Consider the following 20,878-nt stretch of genomic DNA (forward strand, 5'->3'; position numbering starts at 1 on the left):
TTGTGTTAAATTGTAATTTGAATTGATAAACGTACCGAACGGCCAGGCATTGGGTAACTCTGCACGATAAAATAACTTTTATTGAACAGATTATTTACTTCCATTGATGTTTGTAATGCTCTATTTCTAAAAGCTTTATGATAAACAATTGAGGCATCGCTAACAGAATATCCCGGTATGCGGTCGGCAGGCAAATTATTATTTGTGTAGTACCTTTCGGAAGCGTAAACCTGGTTATAATAAATGCCGAATGCGCCATGGTTAACACCTGCATTAACAGATAAGGTGTTTTTAGGCGTGTAGGGTAACTGATTTAAATACACCGATGAGGTGGCATCGGTTACGTTGAGTGCCTGTAAATAACTGTAATTTATAAACAGCGATGCTTTATAATTTGCAGCGATAGTAGCCTGCGTTTTCACCCCGGCATCAAGTCCCTCCATATCAACCTTACCAAAGTTTTGAATAGACCCATTATAAGCGTCCTTCGGGATAAATACGATCTTATTGGTCACATCATTATAATAGGCGTCGGCAGTAAAGGTTAGGTACTCGAAAAAGCCGTTTAGCGCTTTAGTATAGGTTAAGCCGGCATCATACTGATTGGTGTATTCGGGTTTTAGGTTTGGGTTGCCGATGCCGCCGTAATACAGGTCGTCAAACGTAGGGTTGCGGAAGATGCGTTTGTAAAAAGCCCGGATGTTAAAATTGGAGTTTTTAAACGGCTGCAAAGCGGTCATTATCGTTGGCGAAAAGTTATTTCGCGCCGGCGCACCTCTGCCGGTTTTAACAGTCTCGGTTATGTTGGTATTCAATAAACTACCCTGAAGCTTTAGCCTTCCTATATTGAAGTTACTTGCGAGTACGTTAAACAACGACATCCTTGTTGGATAAGTGAACTGCGGGTAAGGATAATTAAAATCGATATCAAGATGGTTAACAACCACGTCGGTAGCGTAAGATACCTGCCAGTTAGCATTAACTTGCCAGGAAAGTGCCGCTGACTGGTAAAACTCGCGCTGAGTAAATTGCTGGTCCAACCGACCCTGCACATTTAAAAAATTTGGGTTTAAGTACCGTAGGTGATTTTCTGTTAATTCGGTATTTATCAAAAAACTCAACCCGTTTTTCCAAATACGCCTATAACCGCCTTGTATAAAAAAATCACGGTTCCACAGCCTATCTTGTGACGGCACAGGATTATCTTGAATAACCGCTCCCGGCAATCCACGTTGCGAATGATAGTAATTAACATGCATGTTAAACTTGCTACTGTCGTTTTTAGCCCAATATAAAGCGCCATCAACTTGTTGTGCGGTAATGTCTGCATTGGTTCGTGTGCGCACCGTATCGGGCCCGTTAACGTTGTTGTGGAATTTATATCGCCCGTTGGCATTTTCGGTATAAGCATTTACAATAACCTGCCAGTTGCTACTTAGGCGTTGCTGCCATTGCAGGTATGGGTTTATTAGCCCAAAGCTCCCTCCTTTTAAGCCAAATAGTAGCTGATATGGTTTATTCGCTGCTAAATCTGGCTTTATGGTTTGTATACTAAGTACGCTTGCAGAAGTATAACTACGTGCCGGTTGTAAAATATCTATCGGCTGGCCGTTGTATAGGGTGATTTGCTGTATGTTGTTTAGATTTAGTTTACTAAGATCAACCTGGCCGGTTTGCGCATCATTGATCTGTACGCCGTCATACAATACCGTTGTGTGATTAGCCCCCATACCCCTTACCGAAACTGTCTTTAAACCACCAATACCCCCGTAATCCTTTACCGTAACCCCCGAAAAACTTTTAACCGCATCCGCAATATTGAATGCGCTGTATCTGGCGAAGTCTTTATTAGTAACCTGTTGTGTTGGGATAGGTAATTGCACTTTAGGCACTGGAGTGGCTTTTACCGCCACTTCTTTTAGTTTTTTGGTGGTATCGCTTTGCGCTAAAATAGCATTTGAAATAAACAGACAGATACACACAAGACATCCCCATTTCCCTATTACCGGGAACGTTGCTGACCTGAAAATATCAAAGTAACCGTTTACCATGCTGATGTTAAAACATCACAGCCCGCAAAAAGGAAAAATATAGGAATGGAAATACACCGCCTTATGAAGAGCATTCACACCCAAGCTTCAATCCCCGAAAGCTATGAATAATATGATGCTGAGGCAGGTATTCTGACTTGCTCCCCTTTTGCCCTGCCTTCCCATCCCGGAAACCCGGCACAGTGGCAATTTTGAACGGACATTGGTTAAACGGAGCTTACAGCTGCGGGACAGTTACAGATTTACACTGTATTCCCTTTTAATCCTGCTGTAAAATGCTTCACAGGCAGGAACCTAAAGCGCTGCAAATGTAGCATTAGAAACTGTAACAGCCAAAGCAATTATTATTGCCGGTTAAAATAATTTCAATTAAAGAAAACCCGCTGTAAGTTAACGTGTTTAATAATTACAAACGTATTTAACATGACAACATCAGCAATGCAAAACAGGTACCGCGGACCTGCCGAAAACCAGGAGCCAAGTTTAAACTTGTCTACCGCCGAGCGTACCATATCTATAGCAACAGGCATTAAACTTTCTTTATCTGGTTTTAAGGGATTGTTCAAAAGCCCATTTTCCAGTATCATCAAACTTGGCGCGGGCGGTTACCTGCTAAACCGCGGGCTTACCGGCCATTGCGAATTATACTCGCGCATGGGCCGCAACAGTACTGAACCCGTGAACGTGAACATCCGCACATCATACCACATTGATAAGCCAAGGCAAGAAGTCTACGATTTTTGGCGTAAGCTGGATAACCTGCCCCTATTTATGAAACACCTGGAGAGTGTGGATGTTATTGACAATAAACGGTCTCACTGGGTATTAAAACTCCCTATAGGTTCTGCTAAAGTAAGCTGGGATGCCGAGATCGTTCGTGATGAGCCGGGTTACAGCATCGGCTGGAGTTCGATACCAGATTCGTTGATAGACAATGCCGGTAAAGTACGTTTTCAGGATAGCGTGGATGGCAGTGGCACTTTAGTGGATATTATTATTAGCTACCGCCCGCCTGCAGGTGGTTTTGGAGGTGGCATCGCACATATACTTAACCCTGTATTTAAAAGCATGGTCGATAGCGATGTACGCAACTTTAAACAATATATGGATATCGATGGAGGCATCGCTTCGGATGTATCGTACATAAATGATAACGACTATGCCGAACCCGTAGCTATTGTGATAGAAGAAACTATTATAGAAGATGATGCGTCGGAATATACCCCATCTAATGACACTAACGAACCAATATCCCCCTATCGCTCGCATATTGAGCCGATTGAAAACAAACCTAACAGCGGTGCTGACAACGCGGTAATGTAGTTGTTATCACACTACAAGTTTATAAACAAAAAAGGCCTTCTGAATAATCAGAAGGCCTTTTCTTATGAAGTATGATGTTATTATTTTACAGCATCAATGATAGCTTTGAAAGCATCAGGGTGGTTCATCGCTAAATCGGCTAATACCTTACGGTTTAAACCAATTTCTTTTGCGGCTAACTTACCTATTAATTGAGAGTAAGAAATACCGTGCTGGCGTGCACCTGCGTTGATACGTTGGATCCATAAAGCCCTAAACTCGCGTTTTTTGGTCTTACGGTCACGGTATGCGTATTGCAAACCTTTTTCAACTGTGTTTTTAGCAACGGTGTAAACCTTGCTTCTTGAACCCCAATAACCTTTGGCGAGGTTCATGATCCTTTTCCGGCGTCTTCTCGACGCGACTGCGTTAACTGAACGTGGCATGTTGTGTTGTTTTTGGTAGTGAGTGTCCCTCTCGGAAGCTTCTGTACTCTAATACCTGGTTAAAAAATTTGTTTGATTACTTGCCTATGCAAAGCATACGTTTAACGTTGCCTAAGTCAGCTTTAGATACCAAGCTGGTGTGACTAAGGTTACGCTTACGTTTAGTCGACATCTTGGTTAAGATGTGGCTTTTGAATGCGTTTTTTCTGGCAATTTTACCGGTTCCAGTAAGCCTAAAGCGCTTTTTTGCACTGGAATTGGTTTTCATTTTTGGCATAACTCTATTTATTTGTTTTTAGATGATTTACGTTATCTCAACGTTTTATTTTAATTGCAGCTGCATACCAACGCACCTGCCTTAATTATTACTTTTTCTGCGCTTTTGAAGCAAGCGTTAAAAACATACGTTTACCTTCCAGCTTTGGTAATTGCTCTACTTTACCTAAATCTTCTAATGCCTGTGCAAAACGCAGCAATAATATCTCGCCTTGTTCTTTGTAAACAATTGCACGGCCTTTAAAGTGTACGTAAGCCCTTACTTTTTCGCCAGCTTCCAAAAACTTCTGCGCATGCTTTAATTTAAATTCAAAGTCATGGTCATCAGTGTTAGGCCCGAAACGGATCTCTTTAATAACGGTTTGCTTGGCGTTGCTTTTGATCTCTTTAAGCTTCTTCTTTTGCTCGTAAACGAATTTATTGTAATCGGTTACTTTACAAACGGGAGGTACTGCGTTTGGAGAAATCTCAACCAGGTCAAGTTCTTGTTCCTGAGCAATGGCAAGTGCATCTCTTAACGAGAATATACCCTGCTCAACGTTGTCACCTACAAGGCGCACTTCCTGTGCCCTAATAAACTGGTTGATGTTGTGTTCGGCTTCTTTTTTCTTAAATGGAAGCCTTGGTCCTCTGTTGAAAGGTTTGTTTAAAGCCAAGTTATACTGTTATTTCTTTAATTATTTGTTGTTTAAAATCCTCAATACTCATGCTGCCCAGATCGCCGGTGCCATGTTTGCGTACAGAAACCAACCCTTCGGCAGCCTCTTTTTCGCCCACAATAAGCATATATGGGATCTTTTTAACTTCAGCGTCGCGTATTTTACGACCGATTTTCTCATCTCTAAAGTCAATCAGCCCGCAAATATCGGAATCTTTTAACTCATCTGAAAGTTTTTTTGCATATTCTTCATATTTTTCAGATATGGGCAGGATAATAAATTGCTCAGGCGACAGCCAAAGTGGGAAGTTACCGGCACAATGCTCTATCAATACGGCAACAAAGCGCTCAAGCGAGCCAAATGGTGCGCGGTGGATCATTACCGGGCGGTGTTTTTGGTTATCGCTGCCGGTGTATTCCAGTTCGAAACGTTCTGGCAAATTATAATCTACCTGTATGGTTCCTAACTGCCATTTACGGCCAAGGGCATCCTTCACCATAAAATCCAGCTTAGGGCCATAGAAAGCCGCTTCGCCATATTCTACAATGGTGGTCAGGTTTTTCTCGGCAGCAGCCTCGATGATAGCGCTTTCGGCTAAAGCCCAGTTCTCGTCGGTTCCAATATATTTGGTTTTGTTATTAGGGTCGCGTAGTGATACCTGTGCAGTATAACTGTCAAAACCCAAAGCAGCAAACACATATAATACAAGGTCGATAACCTTTTTAAACTCTTCCTTAACCTGGTCAGGACGGCAGAACAAGTGGGCGTCATCCTGTGTAAAGCCACGTACACGGGTTAAGCCGTGCAGCTCGCCGCTTTGCTCGTAACGGTAAACGGTACCAAACTCTGCCAAACGAACCGGAAGGTCCTTATATGAGCGTGGTTTTGTTTTATATATTTCGCAGTGATGCGGGCAGTTCATCGGTTTTAAGAAGAACTCCTCTCCTTCCTGCGGGGTTTTTATCGGCTGGAATGAATCTGCACCATACTTTTCATAATGGCCCGATGTTACATAAAGGTTTTTATGGCCGATATGCGGTGTAATAACCTGCTCGTAACCAGCTTTTGCCTGTGCTTTTTGCAGGAAGTTAGTCAAGCGTTCGCGCAAGGCAGTACCTTTTGGCAACCACAATGGCAAGCCCATGCCTACCTTTTCGCTAAACGCGAATAATTCTAATTCCTTACCTAATTTACGGTGGTCGCGTTTTTTTGCTTCCTCAATCAGGTGCAGGTAATCGGTCAACTCACTCGCCTTAGGGAAAGTAACACCGTAGATACGTGTAAGCTGTTTACGGCTTTCGTCGCCACGCCAGTAAGCACCGGCAACACTCATCAGCTTTACAGCTTTGATGCTGCCTGTGTTAGGAATATGCGGGCCACGGCAAAGGTCGGTAAAGTTACCTTGTGTATAAAACGTAATGCTGCCATCTGGCAGGTCCTTCAAAAGGTCGAGCTTATACTCATCCCCTTTTTCGGTAAAATATTCAATAGCATCGGCTTTGCTAACCGGTTTGCGGATATATTCGCTTTTGGTTTTAGCAAGCTCAATAACCTTATCTTCAATTTTCTTGAAATCGTCTGACGAGAATGGCTCGTCGCCAAAGTCAACATCGTAATAAAAGCCGGTTTCGATAGCCGGGCCGATACCAAACTTAGTACCCGGGTATAACGCCTCTAAAGCCTCGGCAAGTAAGTGGGCAGATGAGTGCCAGTAGGTTGATTTACCTTTGGCATCGTTCCAGGTTAAAAGCTTTACTGCCGAATTTTCTTCGATAGGGCGGCTTGCATCCCAAACCTCGCCGTTTACTTCGGCTGCCAATACGTTACGTGCTAAACCTTCGGAGATAGACAGCGCTATCTGCATGGAAGTGATCCCTTTGTCGTATTCTCGAACGGAACCATCAGGAAGTGTAATACTAATCATCTACAACTATGATTTAAATTTTTAATAATAAGTGAATTATAACCAATCGCATACTAACGCGATCTATACTTAGCGCAAAAATAGGATTTTATTTATACAGGGAAAGTAAATTGTGCTTTTTGATAAAGACGGGCAACGGATATCAAACCCGCATCAAATCGCTTGTTAGATTTTCGAGCTACGGCTTTTTTTAAGTATTTTCATTGCAAATAAGAACCATCACAACAATAACACTTACACCACATGATCATTTACGGCACCAGATCCAAAATTATTAAAACGGAATATATAGCAGAACCTTGCCCTAATTGCAATACCCTCAACAGTATGCAAATGAATATTGCGCAAAAATGGGCACACATCTTTTGGATCCCTTTTTTTCCGATCGGTAAAACAGGCGTATCACAATGCACACACTGCCAGCAGGTTTTGGCGTTAAAAAACATGACGCCGATGTTGAAGCTGAGTTACGAGGACATGAGATCTGACACAAAAATTCCATTGTGGACTTTCTCTGGCATTGCCGTCATCATCGCGATTTCTATTTTCGTTGTTATCCATGAAAAGCAAAACGCCGAGCGGATAACCAAGATGATCCCCGCGCTGCAAAAGAATGATGTGCTCCATTTAAAACTGGCGAATAACGCTTACAGTCTTTCGAAAGTTACAGGCATACATGGAGATAGTGTATTTTTTGTAAACAATAAGTTTCAAACAGACGGCGAAACCGGTTTGGATGATCTTAAGAATAAGGAGTACGATACCGAGGAAAGGTTTTTTACCATAAGCGAAATAAAGGATTTATATAAAAAAGATGAGCTTTTAGATATAGATAGGAAATAGTTTTCAGCTGACCACAAACTCAAACACTTAACCATTATTAAATTATAGCTCCCTAATCAAAAAAGCCCCTCGCTATTTGCAAGGGGCTTAAATATGAGTTATCGTTTATTGGCAATATTATTTATTAAAGTGGCCGATAATTAGACTTGCCAATTCAACACCTATCCGCTCCTGGGCTTCGTTTGTGGCGGCGCCAATGTGCGGGGTAAGCGAAATTTTTGGATGAGATAAGATCTCGGCACGAGGGGTTGGCTCATTATCAAACACATCTAACGCAGCGTATGATACCTGGCCGCTGTTAAGCGCCTTGATCAGAGCTAACTCGTCTATTAAACCACCACGTGAAATATTGATCAATTGAACACCTTTTTTCATCTGCGTTAATTCTTCGGCACCAATAAGGGCTTTATCGATAAACGGCGTATGCAAGGTAATAAAATCAGCAGTTTTGATGATCTCGTGAAGTGTTGATGTTTTGACAGTTACGCTAACTTTAGTACCGCCTGTACCCAGAACAATTTCAACCTCGGGGTTGAACGGGAATAGATCATAAGCGATAACGTCCATACCCACACCTATCGCGATTTTAGCAACCTCGCGTCCAATGCGGCCAAAGCCTACAATACCCAATATTTTTCCACGCAGCTCAACACCTTTGGCATAAGCTTTTTTAAGATCGTTAAACTTGGTGCCACCATCAAGGGGCATTTTGCGGTTGCTATCGTGCAGCGAACGCACGCCTGTAAACAATTGCGCGAAAACCAGTTCGGCAACAGACAATGATGACGAGGCAGGTGTGTTATACACGCCCAGGCCTTTGCTTCTAGCATAGTCAACATCAATATTATCAACACCTACACCACCACGGCCAATAAGCTTAAGGTTAGGGCAGGCATCAATTAAAGCAGCGCGCACTTTGGTAGCACTGCGTACGGTAATAGCATCAAACTCCTGTAAACGCACAGGTAATTCATCCTGCGGGATGTTATTTGTTTCTACAAAGAATCCGGCATCTTCCAACATTTTTTTACCAATTGGGTCGATACCGTCGTTAGCTAATATTTTGATCATTTTGTTTGTGATTAGAGGTTAGAGACCAGAGGTTAGGAAAAGAGGATTAATCTCCAATCACCAACCGCTGATCACTAATTGTTATTTATTTTTCTCAGCAAATTCCTGCATGGTTTCAATCAGCACATTTACGCTGCTAATTGGCAATGCATTGTATATGGATGCGCGGAAACCACCTACACTCCTGTGGCCTTTTAAACCAACAATGCCTTTTTCGTCGCAAAGTTTCAGGAATGGTTTTTCGTGCTCGGGGTTCTCGGCAACAAAGCAAACGTTCATGCGTGAGCGGTCTTCATCAGCGGCAACCGCTTTAAACAACGGATTGCTATCAATTTCAGCATATAGTGCTTTTGCTTTTTCGTTGTTTTCAACTTCAATAGCAGGTACGCCACCCTTTGCCTTTAACCATTTTAGGGTAAGCATAGATACGTAGATAGCGAAACAAGGGGGCGTATTGTACATCGATCCACCTTCTATCTGTACCTGGTAGTTAAACATAGCCGGGATATTGCGGCCTGTTTTGCCTAAAAGGTCGTCCTTAACAATTACTAACGTAACACCTGCGGGACCCATATTCTTTTGAGCGCCTGCATAGATCAACCCAAAATCGGCAACGTTAACAGTTCGGCTAAAAATATCTGACGACATATCGCATACCAACGGAACAGGCGACGTAGGGAACTCCTGCATCTGCGTACCGTAAATGGTATTATTTGATGTGATGTGTAAATATGCAGCATCCGCAGGGATGGTATAACCTTTAGGGATGTAAGTAAAATTGCTTTCTTTTGAAGTGGCAACAACCCCTACTCCGCCAAAAAACTTAGCCTCTTTTAAAGCCTTGTTCGCCCACACGCCACTCTCCAGGTAAGCAGCTTTGCCACCCTCCGGTAAAAGATTGTAAGGCGCTAATGCAAACTGTGTGCTTGCACCACCTTGTAAAAACAAAACTGAGTAACCAGCAGGCACGCCGTAAAGTTCTTTAACCAAACTAACGGCCTCATCTAATACGGCCTCAAACTCCGGCGATCGGTGCGAAATTTCAAGCAGGGATAGCCCCGTTCCGTTAAAATCAATTACTGCTGCTGCAGCCTGTTGTAAAACTTCGTTAGGTAATATGCCGGGGCCGGCACCGAAATTGTGTTTCATAATATTGGATAAACTATATATTGGACTAATAACTAATTATCAACTTTTTATAAAGGAAGGCCGAAGATAATAAATCCGACAACTTTAATAGACTATTTTTTATAATTTTATAAAAAAGGAGTTTAAAATAGCATAACGGCTTTGTTTCTGAACATAAATTATCAGATTGATAATTATGGATGTTTTAGCATCGATATAGCCTTGGATGGATCTGCCGCAGAAAACACCGAATTACCCGCCACAAAAACGTTGGCACCGGCCGCTATCAGCTTTGCGATGTTCTGGTTTCCCACCCCACCATCAACTTCGATGTACAGGCTTGGATTGGTATTGGCGCTCATGGCCTTAACCTCGGCAACCTTGGTGTAAGTATGCTCGATAAACTTTTGCCCGCCAAAACCGGGATTTACCGACATTACCAACACAAGGTCCAAATCGGCAATAATATCTTTCAATAAAACGGTTGGCGTAGCGGGATTTATGGCTACCCCTGCCCTGCATCCCAACTGTTTTATGGCCTGCACGGTGCGGTGCAAATGCGGGCAAGCCTCGTAATGTACGGTGATACTATCGGCGCCTGCATCGGCAAAATCGTTCAGGTAACGATCAGGGTCAACGATCATCAGGTGCACATCCAGCGGTTTGGTAGCGTGCTGTTTGGTGGCCTTCACCACCGGGAAACCGAAAGAAATATTGGGTACAAACATACCATCCATCACATCAACATGAAACCAATCGGCCTCGCTGTTATTTATCATTTCAACATCGCGCTGCAGGTTTGCAAAATCCGCAGATAATATAGAAGGTGCTATCAGGTGGTTCATAGCGGTAAATATAGGGATATTGTTTTATAAGGAGTTGACAGTTTGCAGCCGGCATTTTCTGCAAACCGCCAACTATCCACTCCAAACTTATTAAATCACCATCTCCGGGATTTCACCTTCTATGATCAGCTTACCGGCCGTTGCAGCTTTTATTTCCTCTACAGTTACCCCAGGCGCACGTTCCAGTAGTTTAAAACCACCTTCGGGCAGTACATCAAGAACGGCCAGTTCGGTCACTATTTTTTTTACACACTTGATGCCGGTTAGCGGCAGGGTGCAATTTGGCAACAGTTTAGATTCGCCGGCTTTATTTACGTGCCGCATGGCCACAATAATGTTTTCTGCGGATGCTACGAGGTCCATTGCACCGCCCATGCCTTTTACCATTTTACCGGGGATCTTCCAGTTGGCTATATCGCCGTTTTCGGATACTTCCATAGCGCCGAGGATGGTAAGGTTTACCTTTTTTGCCCTGATCATCCCAAAACTCATAGCCGAATCAAATACCGCCGAGCCCGCCAACTTGGTTATGGTTTGCTTACCCGCGTTGATAGTATCCGCGTCCTCCTCGCCCTCAAACGGGAATGGCCCCATACCCAATAATCCGTTTTCAGATTGCAGGATCACATCCACATCATCGGGGATATAATTTGCCACCAGCGTCGGGATCCCGATACCCAGGTTAACGTAGTAACCGTCTTTTACTTCTTTTGCTATTCGCTTTGCTATGCCTGTTTTATCTAACATTAATTTGAAAATTTGATGATTTGAAAATTTGAAAATAATTTCAATTGCTCTTAGAACTTGAAATTATTTTAGAAAGGACTTTAATTATCATGGATAATTTGTCGAGCAATACTGGATTAAACGGATAGCTTTTTGAAAACTGACATAACAATAAAAAGTATTCGGTCTCATCAGCCTCTTTTGCTGAAATTTTTAATTTATGGATAAAGTCCGCTTTGCTCTCTGCATTTTGAGCCTCTCGTACATTTGCGCCAATAGAAGTTCCACATCTAATTAATTGACGCGCAATCGCAAATTTTTTTAATGCTTCTAATTCTTCACAAAACGCTATCACATCTAATGCAAATTCGAAGGTTAGTGTAACTATCAGATTGTCTTTATCATTCCTCATTTTCAAATCTTCAAATTATATCATTTTCAATTTTTTTTCTCACTGTCCTCTGCTCAATCCTCTTTTCATAATTCTCTCCCTGGAACACGCGGTGCACGTAAATACCGGGGGTATGGATGTTATCCGGGTCCAGTTCGCCGGGTTCTACCAGCTCTTCTACTTCGGCAATGGTTATTTTGCCCGCCATGGCCATTACGGGATTAAAGTTACGTGCGGTTGAGCGGTAAACCAGGTTACCCAGCCTATCTCCCTTCCAGGCTTTCACGATAGCGAAATCGGCATCAAAGGCCATTTCCATCAGGTAATCTTTTCCGTTAAAGTTGCGCACTTCTTTGCCAATGGCAACTTCGGTACCTATACCTGCGGGGGTAAATATCGCGGGCATACCGTAACCTGCCGCCATGCAACGGGTGGCAAGGGTTCCCTGCGGAATAAGTTCAACCTCCAGTTCGCCGCTCAACAGCTGGCGTTCAAACTCGGCGTTTTCGCCAACGTAAGAGGAAATCATTTTTTTAACCTGGTGTTGGTGCAGTAAAAGGCCGATGCCAAAATCATCAACCCCTGCATTATTGGAGATACAGGTAAGATTCTTTACTCCTTTTTTGACCAGGGCCATGATGCATTTTTCGGGAAGGCCGCACATGCCGAAACCGCCAAGCATCAGGGTGCTGCCGTCTTCTATATCGCGTATGGCCTCATCGGCGCCGCTCACAACTTTATTCATGGTGTATTATTGGTTGCGGTAAAATTAGGCATTTTGGTTGATGCACAATACTATGCAAGCATAATAAATAACTTCTTATTAATTTCCTTTTACTGTCCTGTCCCACTAATTATGACAGGGCGGTGAAACACTTGATTAAGTATTTGATAAACAATTACTTACAAATTATGAAATTAAAACCATACTTAAATAAATACTTTAAATTTTCAACATAATTACTTAACAACAAGTATACTATGAATTTTAAACACTTGTTTTAATATATAAAAAAACGGTACAGAATGGGACACCGTGGAACACCCCATAGTTAACTTCTGATTAATAAATCCAAACAATTACAACAGCCATTTCGTTATCAATATACATCAATTTTTAAAAGAAATGGAAAGCAATAACGATAACAACCAGCAAGATAAACCAACCGCTTACCGCGTTGAAGACGACGATAATTTGGAAGAAAAAGACCTTCGCAGAACCGCCTTTATGTTTGGAAGCGAGGAAAAGAGCGGTGATGAACCGGGTATGGAAGCTAATGGTGCAGGCGGACAACGTTTCGGCGAAAACGCTAATACTCCGTCCGGCGACGACAAGAACAACCCATCGCAAAACGCGGGTTACAGCAATGAATATTTCCGCCGTACCGAGCCATCTGACGAACATCCTGAAAACAATAATTTTAAAGACCCTAACCAGTTAGGCCAATCCAACTACACCGAAGCAACAGGCGCCGCCACCACCGGTCAATCGGATAATGAGCCGACAAAAGAGGGTTCAGAAAACGACCAAAAAACGCCAGAAAACGATACTAATGATACTGAAGGAAATCGCAACGAATCGCAGCAAAGTTACCAGGAAGGCACTGCCGATGGGAATGATAATGTAAATATCCCGGGACCGAATGAAACACCGGATCAGCAGAAGGTTGGGGAGTAAAGCCTGACCCTACTGTCATTTCGAGGGAAGCGCAGCGACGAGAAATCTTCTACGTGCGACTAAGAAACCGTTGAAAGTGTGTTGTAGAAGATTTCTCCTCGTACCTCGTTCGAAATGACATGGTGATTAGAATAGTTCGCGAATAGATCCTTCGCTATCGCTCGGGATGACAAATTTATCTGATACCTACCACTTAAACGTCTTTTCAATATACGCTATCAGGTCCTCTCCCATGGTTTGCTGCTCTTTAACACTTGGGTGGCCGTTTGTATTTTTGTAGGGAAAGAAATGGGTGTAAACATCTTTATCATTTAAGCCGGCAACGGCTTTTTCTATATATCCAGGCCATGCCGAACCTTCTTTGGTGGCATCCATAGCGCCAAGCGCACATACAATTTTCGCCTTGGGATATTTTGCCCGGATGCTTTTAATAAAGTCCTGATAATGGTTTATGATGAACTCCGGCGTTGGCGGGGTTGTACCAAAAAGAGCTTTAAACTGTTCGTGTTCCTCCTTTTTTGTTAACCACGAATCATTTTGATAAAGGTTTACCACAACCAGTTCGGGCGTAAATTTGCTAAAATCCCATTTGGCTTTATCGTGCGCGTAGGCGCGATCATAAATATCCGGCATCACGTAGTCGAACCAGCTGATAATGACGCCGATGCCACTTTTAGAGATTGAATTAAAATTGGCGTCAAAATGCCTTGCCGCTACATTTGCATAGGCGGCATAACCGTTCTCGTAATCGTTATCGCCCCTATCCTTGCCGGTGGTATCTTCATCGGCCATGCCGCAGGTAATAGAGTCGCCGTAATATTCAATAGTGTGTTTAAAGGTTGGCGGGGCAAGTAATTTACCGTTGATATTTAAGCCGTAGAACCAGGTGCGACCCCAATCGTATTCGGTACGCTTGAACAGTTGCAATTTGTGCTTACCTGTAGGCAAGCCCGAGATCAACTCATATTCCGTTTTACCCTTACTTAACTTAATCACCTTAGCTACCTTGCCATCTACCACTACGTTATAATAGTTAAGGCCGTTCTCGTCATTCATGGTGGCTTTTACAGCCGTGCCATTAAAGTTGATAATGACGGATGCAGCTGTCCATGAAAGCTCGGCAGTGCTATCTTTCATCGGCACTCGCCCCATGTAATGGATCTTTGGGTTATTAAAGTTTACAAGGGTTTGCGCGTGAGTGTTTAGCGCAGTGGTTAATAAAAGTATAAATGCAAATGCTTTAAATCTTATCATGATATTTATTAAGCGTATTAATCTTCCACTTCGTCATGCTGAACGTAGTGAAGTATCTATTCGCCACCAAGCATTTCCGATATGTATAGTTCGCTAATAGATCATTCGCTGTCGCTCAGGATGACAATTCTAATCTATTTTAAATAAACATAAGTTATCCCGTCGCCACCCCTATCCGGGTGTTCATCTTCCATGCGGTCTACCTGATCATATTTTTTAAGGTACTGGCGGATCATCTTGCGCAGGATGCCGTCGCCTTTGCCATGGAGTACCTTCAGCGTACCAAAACCCATCATCAGCGCCCTGTCAAATAATTTTTCAATCGCGAACAAAGCATCCTCGGTACGCTGGCCGCGTACATCAATCTCAGGGCTAAAGCTGGCTATATCGCCGGTCTGGCTAATGGTATTGCGCCTCGCTTCCTTCGGGATGGTAGATCTGGCTACCTTTTCCAGTCGTTTACGTTTCACCACGGTGCGCAGTTCGCCCATGGCAATCACTACGTTATCTTTAATCAGCTCCAGGATCTGGCCGGTGGTATCGCCGTCAATCAGTTTCACCCAATCGCCAACTTTAAGGTCTTCATCAATAGCAACCTTTGGTTTCGGCACATCAGTTTTAACAGTGTTTTTCCTAACCTCGTTATTCAAATTTTCCCGCAGGTTACGGGTTACTTCTTTATCAGCATTGCTGCTTTTGATCTCGGCAATAGTATTTTCTACAAGCTTATTAGCGTTCAGGATGATGTCTTTGGCTTCCTGTTTGGCTTCTTTAAGCAAGGTTTTGCGGTTCTCGTCTAAAAAGCTTTTCAGCTCCTCGTTCTCGGCAAGCAGGGCATTTACACGTCGCTGCTGTTTGTCCAGTTGCAGCTTAGTATCAAAAATATCCTTCTTCTCGCGTTCCAGATCAACCAATAAACTATCTACCTTTTTTTGCCCGCTGCTTATCTTGTTTTTAGCCAGATTAAGCACATTTTGTGGCAAGCCTATCTTTTGGGCTATTTCAAACGCATACGAACTGCCGGGTTTGCCAACCTCCAGCATATACATGGGCAGCATTTCGGTGTTATTAAACAACATCGACGCGTTTTCTATCCCCTCGGTATGGCTGGCGAAGATCTTTAGGTTAGAGTAGTGGGTGGTAACCATCCCCCTCACCTTTTTATGGTTAAGGGCCTCCAGCACGGCTTCGGCTATGGGGCCTCCAAATTGCGGGTCGGTACCGGTACCAAACTCATCTATCAGTATCATGGTTTTGCCATTGGCATCTTCCACAAACTTTTTCATTTTTGAAAGGTGCGCGCTGTATGTACTCAAATCGCTTTCTATCGACTGGTCGTCACCAATATCAACAAAAATTCGCTTAAACACCCCTACTACGCTATCAGCGGCAGCAGGGATAAGCAACCCTGCCTGTACCATCATTTGCAGCAAACCAACAGTTTTCATACAAACAGATTTACCGCCCGCGTTAGGGCCCGAAACTACAATTACACGCGTTCCCTCGTCTATACCTACATTAAGCGGCACAACCGTTTTACGCTCTTTTTTAAAGCTGAGATATAACAACGGGTGGCGGGCATTCAGCAATCTTAGCTTTGCCTCGTTAACAACTTTAGGCATCTCGGCCTCGATATCAATTGCAAATAAAGCCTTGGCACGCACAAAATCCAGCTTTGTAAGCAAGCCGTGGTACGATAATAAAAGTGGCACGTATGGCCTTAATTCATCGGTTAAAACGGTTAAGATCTTAATGATCTCGCGGCGGCGGTCAAACTCCAGATCGCGGATGCGGTTATTAAGGGAGAAAACTTCCTCAGGTTCCATATAAACCGTTTGGCCCGAGGCCGATTCGTCATGGATGAAACCTTTTAGCTTACGTTTATTCTCGGCAAGTAGGGGAATACAGATCCGCCCGTCGCGCACGGTTAAAGAGCCGTCGGCCGTCCAGCCATTACCGGTAGCGGCCTTAAATATCTGGTCTATCTTTTTACGGGCTTCCTGTTCTGCCTTGGCAATGCCCGATGTAATTTCCATCAGCTCGCGCGATGCGTTGTGGCGGATCTTTCCTTTTGGGTCAATAATGGCATCTATCTTTTTAAGGATGGCCTTCTCTATCGGCAAATGCTCAAACAAGGCCTCGAGGTTTGGGTAAACACCTGTACGCTCGTTAAAGTAAGCGATAACCGCGAACACCGTGGTAAGCGACGCCTGCACCTGGAAGAACTCGTCCTCAGACAAAAAAGAACCCTCTATCCTGGCTTTATTAGCCAGCGATTTGATGTCGTAAAAATTATTGATGGGCAGCGCGCCGTCGTTCTGCAAAATATTCTTAAACTCATTGGCCTGGTTCAGAAATTTGGCTATCAGGTCATAATTGCTCATCACCTGGATCTTATCCACCATCTCCTGGCCCATCACACTCAGGCAGTGCGCCTTTATTAATTGTTTAACCTCGGTAAAGCCAAGTTTATCCGCGCTATTTTGTGGGTACAGCATTATTAACGGGCTTTAAGGGTTTGTTTGATGCCTTATTGGTAGAATCTAATTTAGCTTTTATCGTAGCTTCGATCTTAACGTACATATCCTGCACTACATCGGGATGTACCGCATAGTACTTGAGGCTTTTTTTATATTCGGCATCAGTTGTGTGATGCTTTTTAAATACGGCATCGTATTTAGCCCTGCCATATTTAAATAAACTATCCGGCAGTTGCGGCGCTGTGTAAACAGCTCCATCAACTAAGTGGATATCGGTTAGCAGGCTTATCATTGCTGGCTGCTGTATAATATCTTTAGGCACATCTTTGTTGTCGCAGGCGGTCAAACAAATCAATCCCAAAAAAAACAAGCTTATATATTTTTGCATTCTGTAATTTAGCGGCGTTATATAACGCAAAATTACGATAAATGAGCATAGCCGATAATATTAAAAGTTTAAAAAAAGAAACCGGCGAAATAAACGTAGCCCTACTGGCCGTTTCTAAAACAAAGCCTGCCGAAGACCTGCAGCAAGCCTATGATGCCGGGCAGCGCCTGTTTGGTGAAAATACCGTGCAGGAACTGGTAGAAAAGCAAGAGCAATTACCCAAAGATATTGAGTGGCACCTTATTGGGCACCTGCAAAGCAATAAGGTTAAGTACGTTGCGCCCTTCATTAGCATGATACAATCTGTAGATAGCATTAAGTTACTGCAAGAAATTAACAAGCATGCCGAAAAGAATAAGCGTGTTATTGATTGCCTGCTGCAAATTTACATTGCCGATGAGGAAACCAAATTTGGTTTAGGGTTTGACGAGGCCATAGAACTTTTGCGCAGCGAAGAGTACGCGGCATTAAAAAATATCCGCGTCCGCGGATTGATGGGCATTGCCACCAATACCGACGTTGAAAAGCAGATAAAAGATGAGTACTACGAGTTGAAGACCTTTTTCGACGGGATAAAGGTTAGCTTTTTCCGCAAGGAGGAATCGTTTGATACGCTATCTATGGGCATGTCATCCGACTACAAAGTAGCCATTGAGCAGGGCAGCAATATGGTGCGCCTGGGCAGTACCATTTTTGGCGGCAGGGCTAAAAAGACCGTCTCAAACCCGAATTAACTGAATTAAAGATTTTAATAGAATATCATCATGAGTCATAATAACTCAGCCGATCAAAAGTTCGCTCTTCAGGGCTCCGGAGGGATAACCCGCGTCGCGGTAAAAGCCGATTGCCCGCGCCTGATGGAGCTGGTTAATGAGCTTGCTCTGTTTGAACGCGCACCCGAAGAAGTAACCGTATCGCTGGAAGAATTTGAGGATGCCGGTTTTGGTGCCAACCCCGTTTGGAAGGCTTTTGTAGTGGAAGCCGACAATATGATTGTTGGCTTTGCCGTGTACTACATTCGCTACTCTACCTGGAAAGGTAACCGTTTATACCTCGAAGACTTGATAGTGACCGAAGATTATCGAGGCAGGGGCATAGGTAAATTACTTTTCGACAGGCTGTTTGAGGAAGTGCGCCAACGTGGCTTTAGCGGCATGGTATGGCAGGTACTGGACTGGAACGAGCCCGCCATTAAATTTTACGAAAAGTACGGCGCAAACATTGAAGCAGGTTGGCTAAACGCATCGCTCTCTAAAGAACAAATTGAAAACTTGTAGATGTGCAGAGAGGATGTGCAGATGTGCAAATATGCAGATGCAAAAATCGAAATGAGGCAATCACAAAATCATATAATGATGAAAGTAACATCACTCCTGCTATTGGCCGCATTGGGCCTTAGCTCATGCAAATGGGGTAACGAAAAAAAGGTACAAACCGACGGAATATTCAGGGATACTGTTGCTTACACCTACCAGGCCATCCACGAACGTGCTGCAGATTGTGGCAGTAAACCCGATAGCACCTGTACCGTGGTAGATATCAAATACCCGGTTTTTAAAGGCAAGCCTGTTTTAAATGATACCGTGAAACATAAACTGCTAAACATGTTTATGCTGGGTGAAAAGGCTGATACAAGTTTGAATACAATGACTGCGGCTTTTATTAAATCATATGAGGATTTTAAAAATGATGATCCGCAAAGCAAAATGTATTACACACTGAACAGTTACGCCAAAGTTATTGGCCAGGATTCCGCATTGATAACGCTTGAGTATGGCGGTTATGCGTTCCAGGGAGGCGCGCATGGCGGTAGCTTTACCGGTTTTATAACCTGGGATGGCAAGCTGAATAAAAACGTTACCCTTGATGATATTTTGATAGCCGGTTATAAACCAGAACTTACCAAAGTTGCCGAGCGCATTTTCCGTAAGGATGAAAAACTTACTCCAACCAAGCCGCTTGACGATTACTTTTTCGACAAAAACAAATTCGCGTTGAACCAGAACTATTCGATAACGCCACTTGGGTTAAGGTTTATGTACAACCAGTACGAGATAAAACCATACGCGGCCGGCCAAACCGAGCTGATCATCCCCTATTCAGAAATTTCTAAACTTATGCGGCCAAAGTCTGTCGCTTCACAATATTTACATAAAAATGCTGGTATTTAAGTTCGGCGGTGCATCGGTTAAGGATGCGCAGGGTATTATCAATTTAGGTAACGTTGTTAAAAGCTACGAGGGTAACCAGATTTTGGTTGTGGTATCGGCCATGGGTAAAACCACTAACGCGCTGGAGCGGCTGACCAACGCCTATTTTAACGGCACCGATGATATGCACGGGATCTTCGAAGAAATAAAAGAATATCATTACCACATCGCCCACGAATTATTCGGCGAAAGCCACCCCGTATTTGACGATATTGCCAATACCTTTGTAGAAATAGACTGGGCCATTGAAGACGAGCCCCATGATGAGTACGACTTTATTTACGACCAGATAGTATCCATAGGCGAACTGGTATCAACCCGCATCGTGAACGCCTGGTTTAACCATACCGGCATCACCAGCAAATGGCTTGACGTGCGCGGTTACATTCATACGGACAATACTTACCGCGAAGGTGTGGTGGACTGGGATAAAACCCGTGCAGCAATACAAAAAGACATCCCTACAATGTTAAATAAAGGCGTTGTGGTAACGCAAGGGTTTTTGGGCGGAACATCAGAGAACTTCACCACTACGCTTGGTCGCGAGGGATCTGATTACACGGCATCGATTATTGCGGCATGCCTTGGCGCGGAATCTGTCACTACCTGGAAGGACGTGCCCGGCATACTAAACGCCGACCCAAAGCATTTTGCCAATACAATCAAATTTGACGAATTAAGCTATCAGGAAGCTATAGAGATGACCTATTACGGCGCAAGTGTTATTCACCCAAAAACGATAAAACCTTTACAAAACGCCAAAATACCGCTATTAGTTAAGCCATTTACCGACCCAACCGCATCCGGTACGCAGATAAAAGAAGGCGCGGTAAACAAATTTGATAAGCCGGTTATCATCATAAAGCAAAATCAGGTATTGCTCTCTATCTCGGCTAATGACTATTCGTTTATATCTGAAAGCCACCTGAGTGAGATCTTCGGGTTGTTTGCCAGGCACCATGTAAAGGTAAATATGATGCAAACTTCGGCGTTAAGCTTTACGGCCTGTATCGATTACGCTGCCGATAAATTTGAGAAGCTTTTGCAGACGTTAAAGGAATCGTTCAAAATGAAATATAATAACGAGCTTACGCTGATAACCCTGAGGCATTACACCACCGCCGCTGTCGACGAAGTAACCAATGGCAAAACAGTTTTAATGAAACAAACCAGCAGGAACACCGCGCAGGTTGTATTGAAATGATT

Annotated in this window: 21 protein-coding genes and 1 riboswitch; of the genes, 7 read left to right on the top strand and 14 right to left on the bottom strand. The window is 43.4% G+C overall.

What is annotated here, in order from left to right; translation table 11 throughout:
* Positions 1 to 5 precede the first annotated feature (5 nt).
* Positions 6 to 2,051, bottom strand: coding sequence for a TonB-dependent receptor plug domain-containing protein (locus ABIB39_RS12810; RefSeq protein WP_354430549.1), 2,046 nt, complete (start codon positions 2,049 to 2,051; stop codon positions 6 to 8).
* Positions 2,052 to 2,156: 105 nt separating this feature from the next.
* Positions 2,157 to 2,364: riboswitch (cobalamin riboswitch) on the bottom strand.
* A gap of 110 nt (positions 2,365 to 2,474) precedes the next feature.
* On the opposite strand from ABIB39_RS12810, the gene ABIB39_RS12815 reads away from it, so the two are divergent.
* A complete protein-coding gene (locus ABIB39_RS12815) occupies positions 2,475 to 3,374 on the top strand; it encodes an SRPBCC family protein (RefSeq protein ID WP_354430550.1) in 900 nt (299 codons plus the stop codon).
* An 80-nt stretch (positions 3,375 to 3,454) separates the two neighbouring features.
* Here ABIB39_RS12815 and rplT read toward each other — a convergent pair whose 3' ends face one another.
* The 4 genes from rplT to thrS all read right to left on the bottom strand — a co-directional run bounded on the left by rplT (position 3,455) and on the right by thrS (position 6,658).
* The gene (rplT, locus tag ABIB39_RS12820; RefSeq protein WP_067059791.1) at positions 3,455 to 3,799 is read right to left on the bottom strand and encodes a 50S ribosomal protein L20; all 345 of its coding nucleotides are present in this window, start codon (positions 3,797 to 3,799) and stop codon (positions 3,455 to 3,457) included.
* A 76-nt stretch (positions 3,800 to 3,875) separates the two neighbouring features.
* Positions 3,876 to 4,076 (bottom strand): 50S ribosomal protein L35, encoded by a 201-nt coding sequence (rpmI, locus tag ABIB39_RS12825; RefSeq protein ID WP_067059792.1) that lies wholly within the window; start codon positions 4,074 to 4,076, stop codon positions 3,876 to 3,878.
* Between the two features lie 88 nt (positions 4,077 to 4,164).
* Positions 4,165 to 4,731 (bottom strand): translation initiation factor IF-3, encoded by a 567-nt coding sequence (gene infC, locus ABIB39_RS12830; protein WP_354430551.1) that lies wholly within the window; start codon positions 4,729 to 4,731, stop codon positions 4,165 to 4,167.
* Between the two features lies 1 nt (position 4,732).
* Positions 4,733 to 6,658, bottom strand: coding sequence for a threonine--tRNA ligase (gene thrS / locus ABIB39_RS12835; protein ID WP_354430552.1), 1,926 nt, complete (start codon positions 6,656 to 6,658; stop codon positions 4,733 to 4,735).
* A 327-nt stretch (positions 6,659 to 6,985) separates the two neighbouring features.
* Here thrS and ABIB39_RS12840 point away from each other — a divergent pair, with 327 nt between their 5' ends.
* Positions 6,986 to 7,501, top strand: a complete 516-nt coding sequence (locus ABIB39_RS12840; protein WP_354430553.1) for a hypothetical protein — start codon at positions 6,986 to 6,988, stop codon at positions 7,499 to 7,501.
* 117 nt (positions 7,502 to 7,618) lie between these two features.
* Here ABIB39_RS12840 and ABIB39_RS12845 read toward each other — a convergent pair whose 3' ends face one another.
* The 6 genes from ABIB39_RS12845 to ABIB39_RS12870 form a co-directional block, all read right to left on the bottom strand.
* Complete coding sequence (locus ABIB39_RS12845; protein ID WP_354430554.1) at positions 7,619 to 8,572, bottom strand: D-2-hydroxyacid dehydrogenase; 954 nt, start codon at positions 8,570 to 8,572, stop codon at positions 7,619 to 7,621.
* An 81-nt stretch (positions 8,573 to 8,653) separates the two neighbouring features.
* A complete protein-coding gene (gene serC / locus ABIB39_RS12850; RefSeq protein WP_354430555.1) occupies positions 8,654 to 9,721 on the bottom strand; it encodes a 3-phosphoserine/phosphohydroxythreonine transaminase in 1,068 nt (355 codons plus the stop codon).
* Positions 9,722 to 9,894: 173 nt separating this feature from the next.
* Positions 9,895 to 10,545 (bottom strand): ribulose-phosphate 3-epimerase, encoded by a 651-nt coding sequence (gene rpe, locus ABIB39_RS12855; protein ID WP_354430556.1) that lies wholly within the window; start codon positions 10,543 to 10,545, stop codon positions 9,895 to 9,897.
* Between the two features lie 90 nt (positions 10,546 to 10,635).
* Positions 10,636 to 11,292: a 3-oxoacid CoA-transferase subunit B gene (locus tag ABIB39_RS12860; RefSeq protein ID WP_354430557.1), complete on the bottom strand. Its 657-nt coding sequence runs from the start codon at positions 11,290 to 11,292 to the stop codon at positions 10,636 to 10,638.
* A gap of 40 nt (positions 11,293 to 11,332) precedes the next feature.
* Complete coding sequence (locus ABIB39_RS12865) at positions 11,333 to 11,683, bottom strand: four helix bundle protein (RefSeq protein WP_354430558.1); 351 nt, start codon at positions 11,681 to 11,683, stop codon at positions 11,333 to 11,335.
* 10 nt (positions 11,684 to 11,693) lie between these two features.
* Positions 11,694 to 12,407 (bottom strand): CoA transferase subunit A, encoded by a 714-nt coding sequence (locus tag ABIB39_RS12870; RefSeq protein ID WP_354430559.1) that lies wholly within the window; start codon positions 12,405 to 12,407, stop codon positions 11,694 to 11,696.
* 381 nt (positions 12,408 to 12,788) lie between these two features.
* On the opposite strand from ABIB39_RS12870, the gene ABIB39_RS12875 reads away from it, so the two are divergent.
* Positions 12,789 to 13,340 (top strand): hypothetical protein, encoded by a 552-nt coding sequence (locus ABIB39_RS12875; RefSeq protein WP_354430560.1) that lies wholly within the window; start codon positions 12,789 to 12,791, stop codon positions 13,338 to 13,340.
* A gap of 186 nt (positions 13,341 to 13,526) precedes the next feature.
* On the opposite strand, the gene ABIB39_RS12880 is transcribed toward ABIB39_RS12875, so the two are convergent.
* The 3 genes from ABIB39_RS12880 to ABIB39_RS12890 form a co-directional block, all read right to left on the bottom strand.
* A complete protein-coding gene (locus tag ABIB39_RS12880; protein WP_354430561.1) occupies positions 13,527 to 14,594 on the bottom strand; it encodes a GDSL-type esterase/lipase family protein in 1,068 nt (355 codons plus the stop codon).
* A 134-nt stretch (positions 14,595 to 14,728) separates the two neighbouring features.
* Positions 14,729 to 17,092 (bottom strand): endonuclease MutS2, encoded by a 2,364-nt coding sequence (locus ABIB39_RS12885; RefSeq protein WP_354430562.1) that lies wholly within the window; start codon positions 17,090 to 17,092, stop codon positions 14,729 to 14,731.
* Positions 17,073 to 17,462: a DUF4296 domain-containing protein gene (locus ABIB39_RS12890; RefSeq protein ID WP_354430563.1), complete on the bottom strand. Its 390-nt coding sequence runs from the start codon at positions 17,460 to 17,462 to the stop codon at positions 17,073 to 17,075. Before ABIB39_RS12890 ends, ABIB39_RS12885 begins: the two co-directional genes overlap by 20 nt.
* Before the next feature lie 41 nt (positions 17,463 to 17,503).
* Here ABIB39_RS12890 and ABIB39_RS12895 point away from each other — a divergent pair, with 41 nt between their 5' ends.
* From ABIB39_RS12895 to ABIB39_RS12910, 4 genes are all read left to right on the top strand, one after another.
* Entirely contained in the window at positions 17,504 to 18,196 is a 693-nt protein-coding gene (locus tag ABIB39_RS12895; protein ID WP_354430564.1) for a YggS family pyridoxal phosphate-dependent enzyme, read from the top strand.
* Between the two features lie 30 nt (positions 18,197 to 18,226).
* Positions 18,227 to 18,739 (top strand): GNAT family N-acetyltransferase, encoded by a 513-nt coding sequence (locus ABIB39_RS12900; RefSeq protein ID WP_354430565.1) that lies wholly within the window; start codon positions 18,227 to 18,229, stop codon positions 18,737 to 18,739.
* A gap of 75 nt (positions 18,740 to 18,814) precedes the next feature.
* Positions 18,815 to 19,633: a DUF3298 and DUF4163 domain-containing protein gene (locus ABIB39_RS12905; RefSeq protein ID WP_354430566.1), complete on the top strand. Its 819-nt coding sequence runs from the start codon at positions 18,815 to 18,817 to the stop codon at positions 19,631 to 19,633.
* Positions 19,620 to 20,876, top strand: coding sequence for an aspartate kinase (locus ABIB39_RS12910; protein WP_354430567.1), 1,257 nt, complete (start codon positions 19,620 to 19,622; stop codon positions 20,874 to 20,876). The genes ABIB39_RS12905 and ABIB39_RS12910 overlap by 14 nt, the downstream gene beginning before the upstream one ends.
* The last annotated feature ends 2 nt before the right edge of the window (positions 20,877 to 20,878 follow it).

The organism is Mucilaginibacter sp. UYP27 (assembly GCF_040547175.1).
In the GTDB taxonomy this organism is placed as follows: domain Bacteria; phylum Bacteroidota; class Bacteroidia; order Sphingobacteriales; family Sphingobacteriaceae; genus Mucilaginibacter.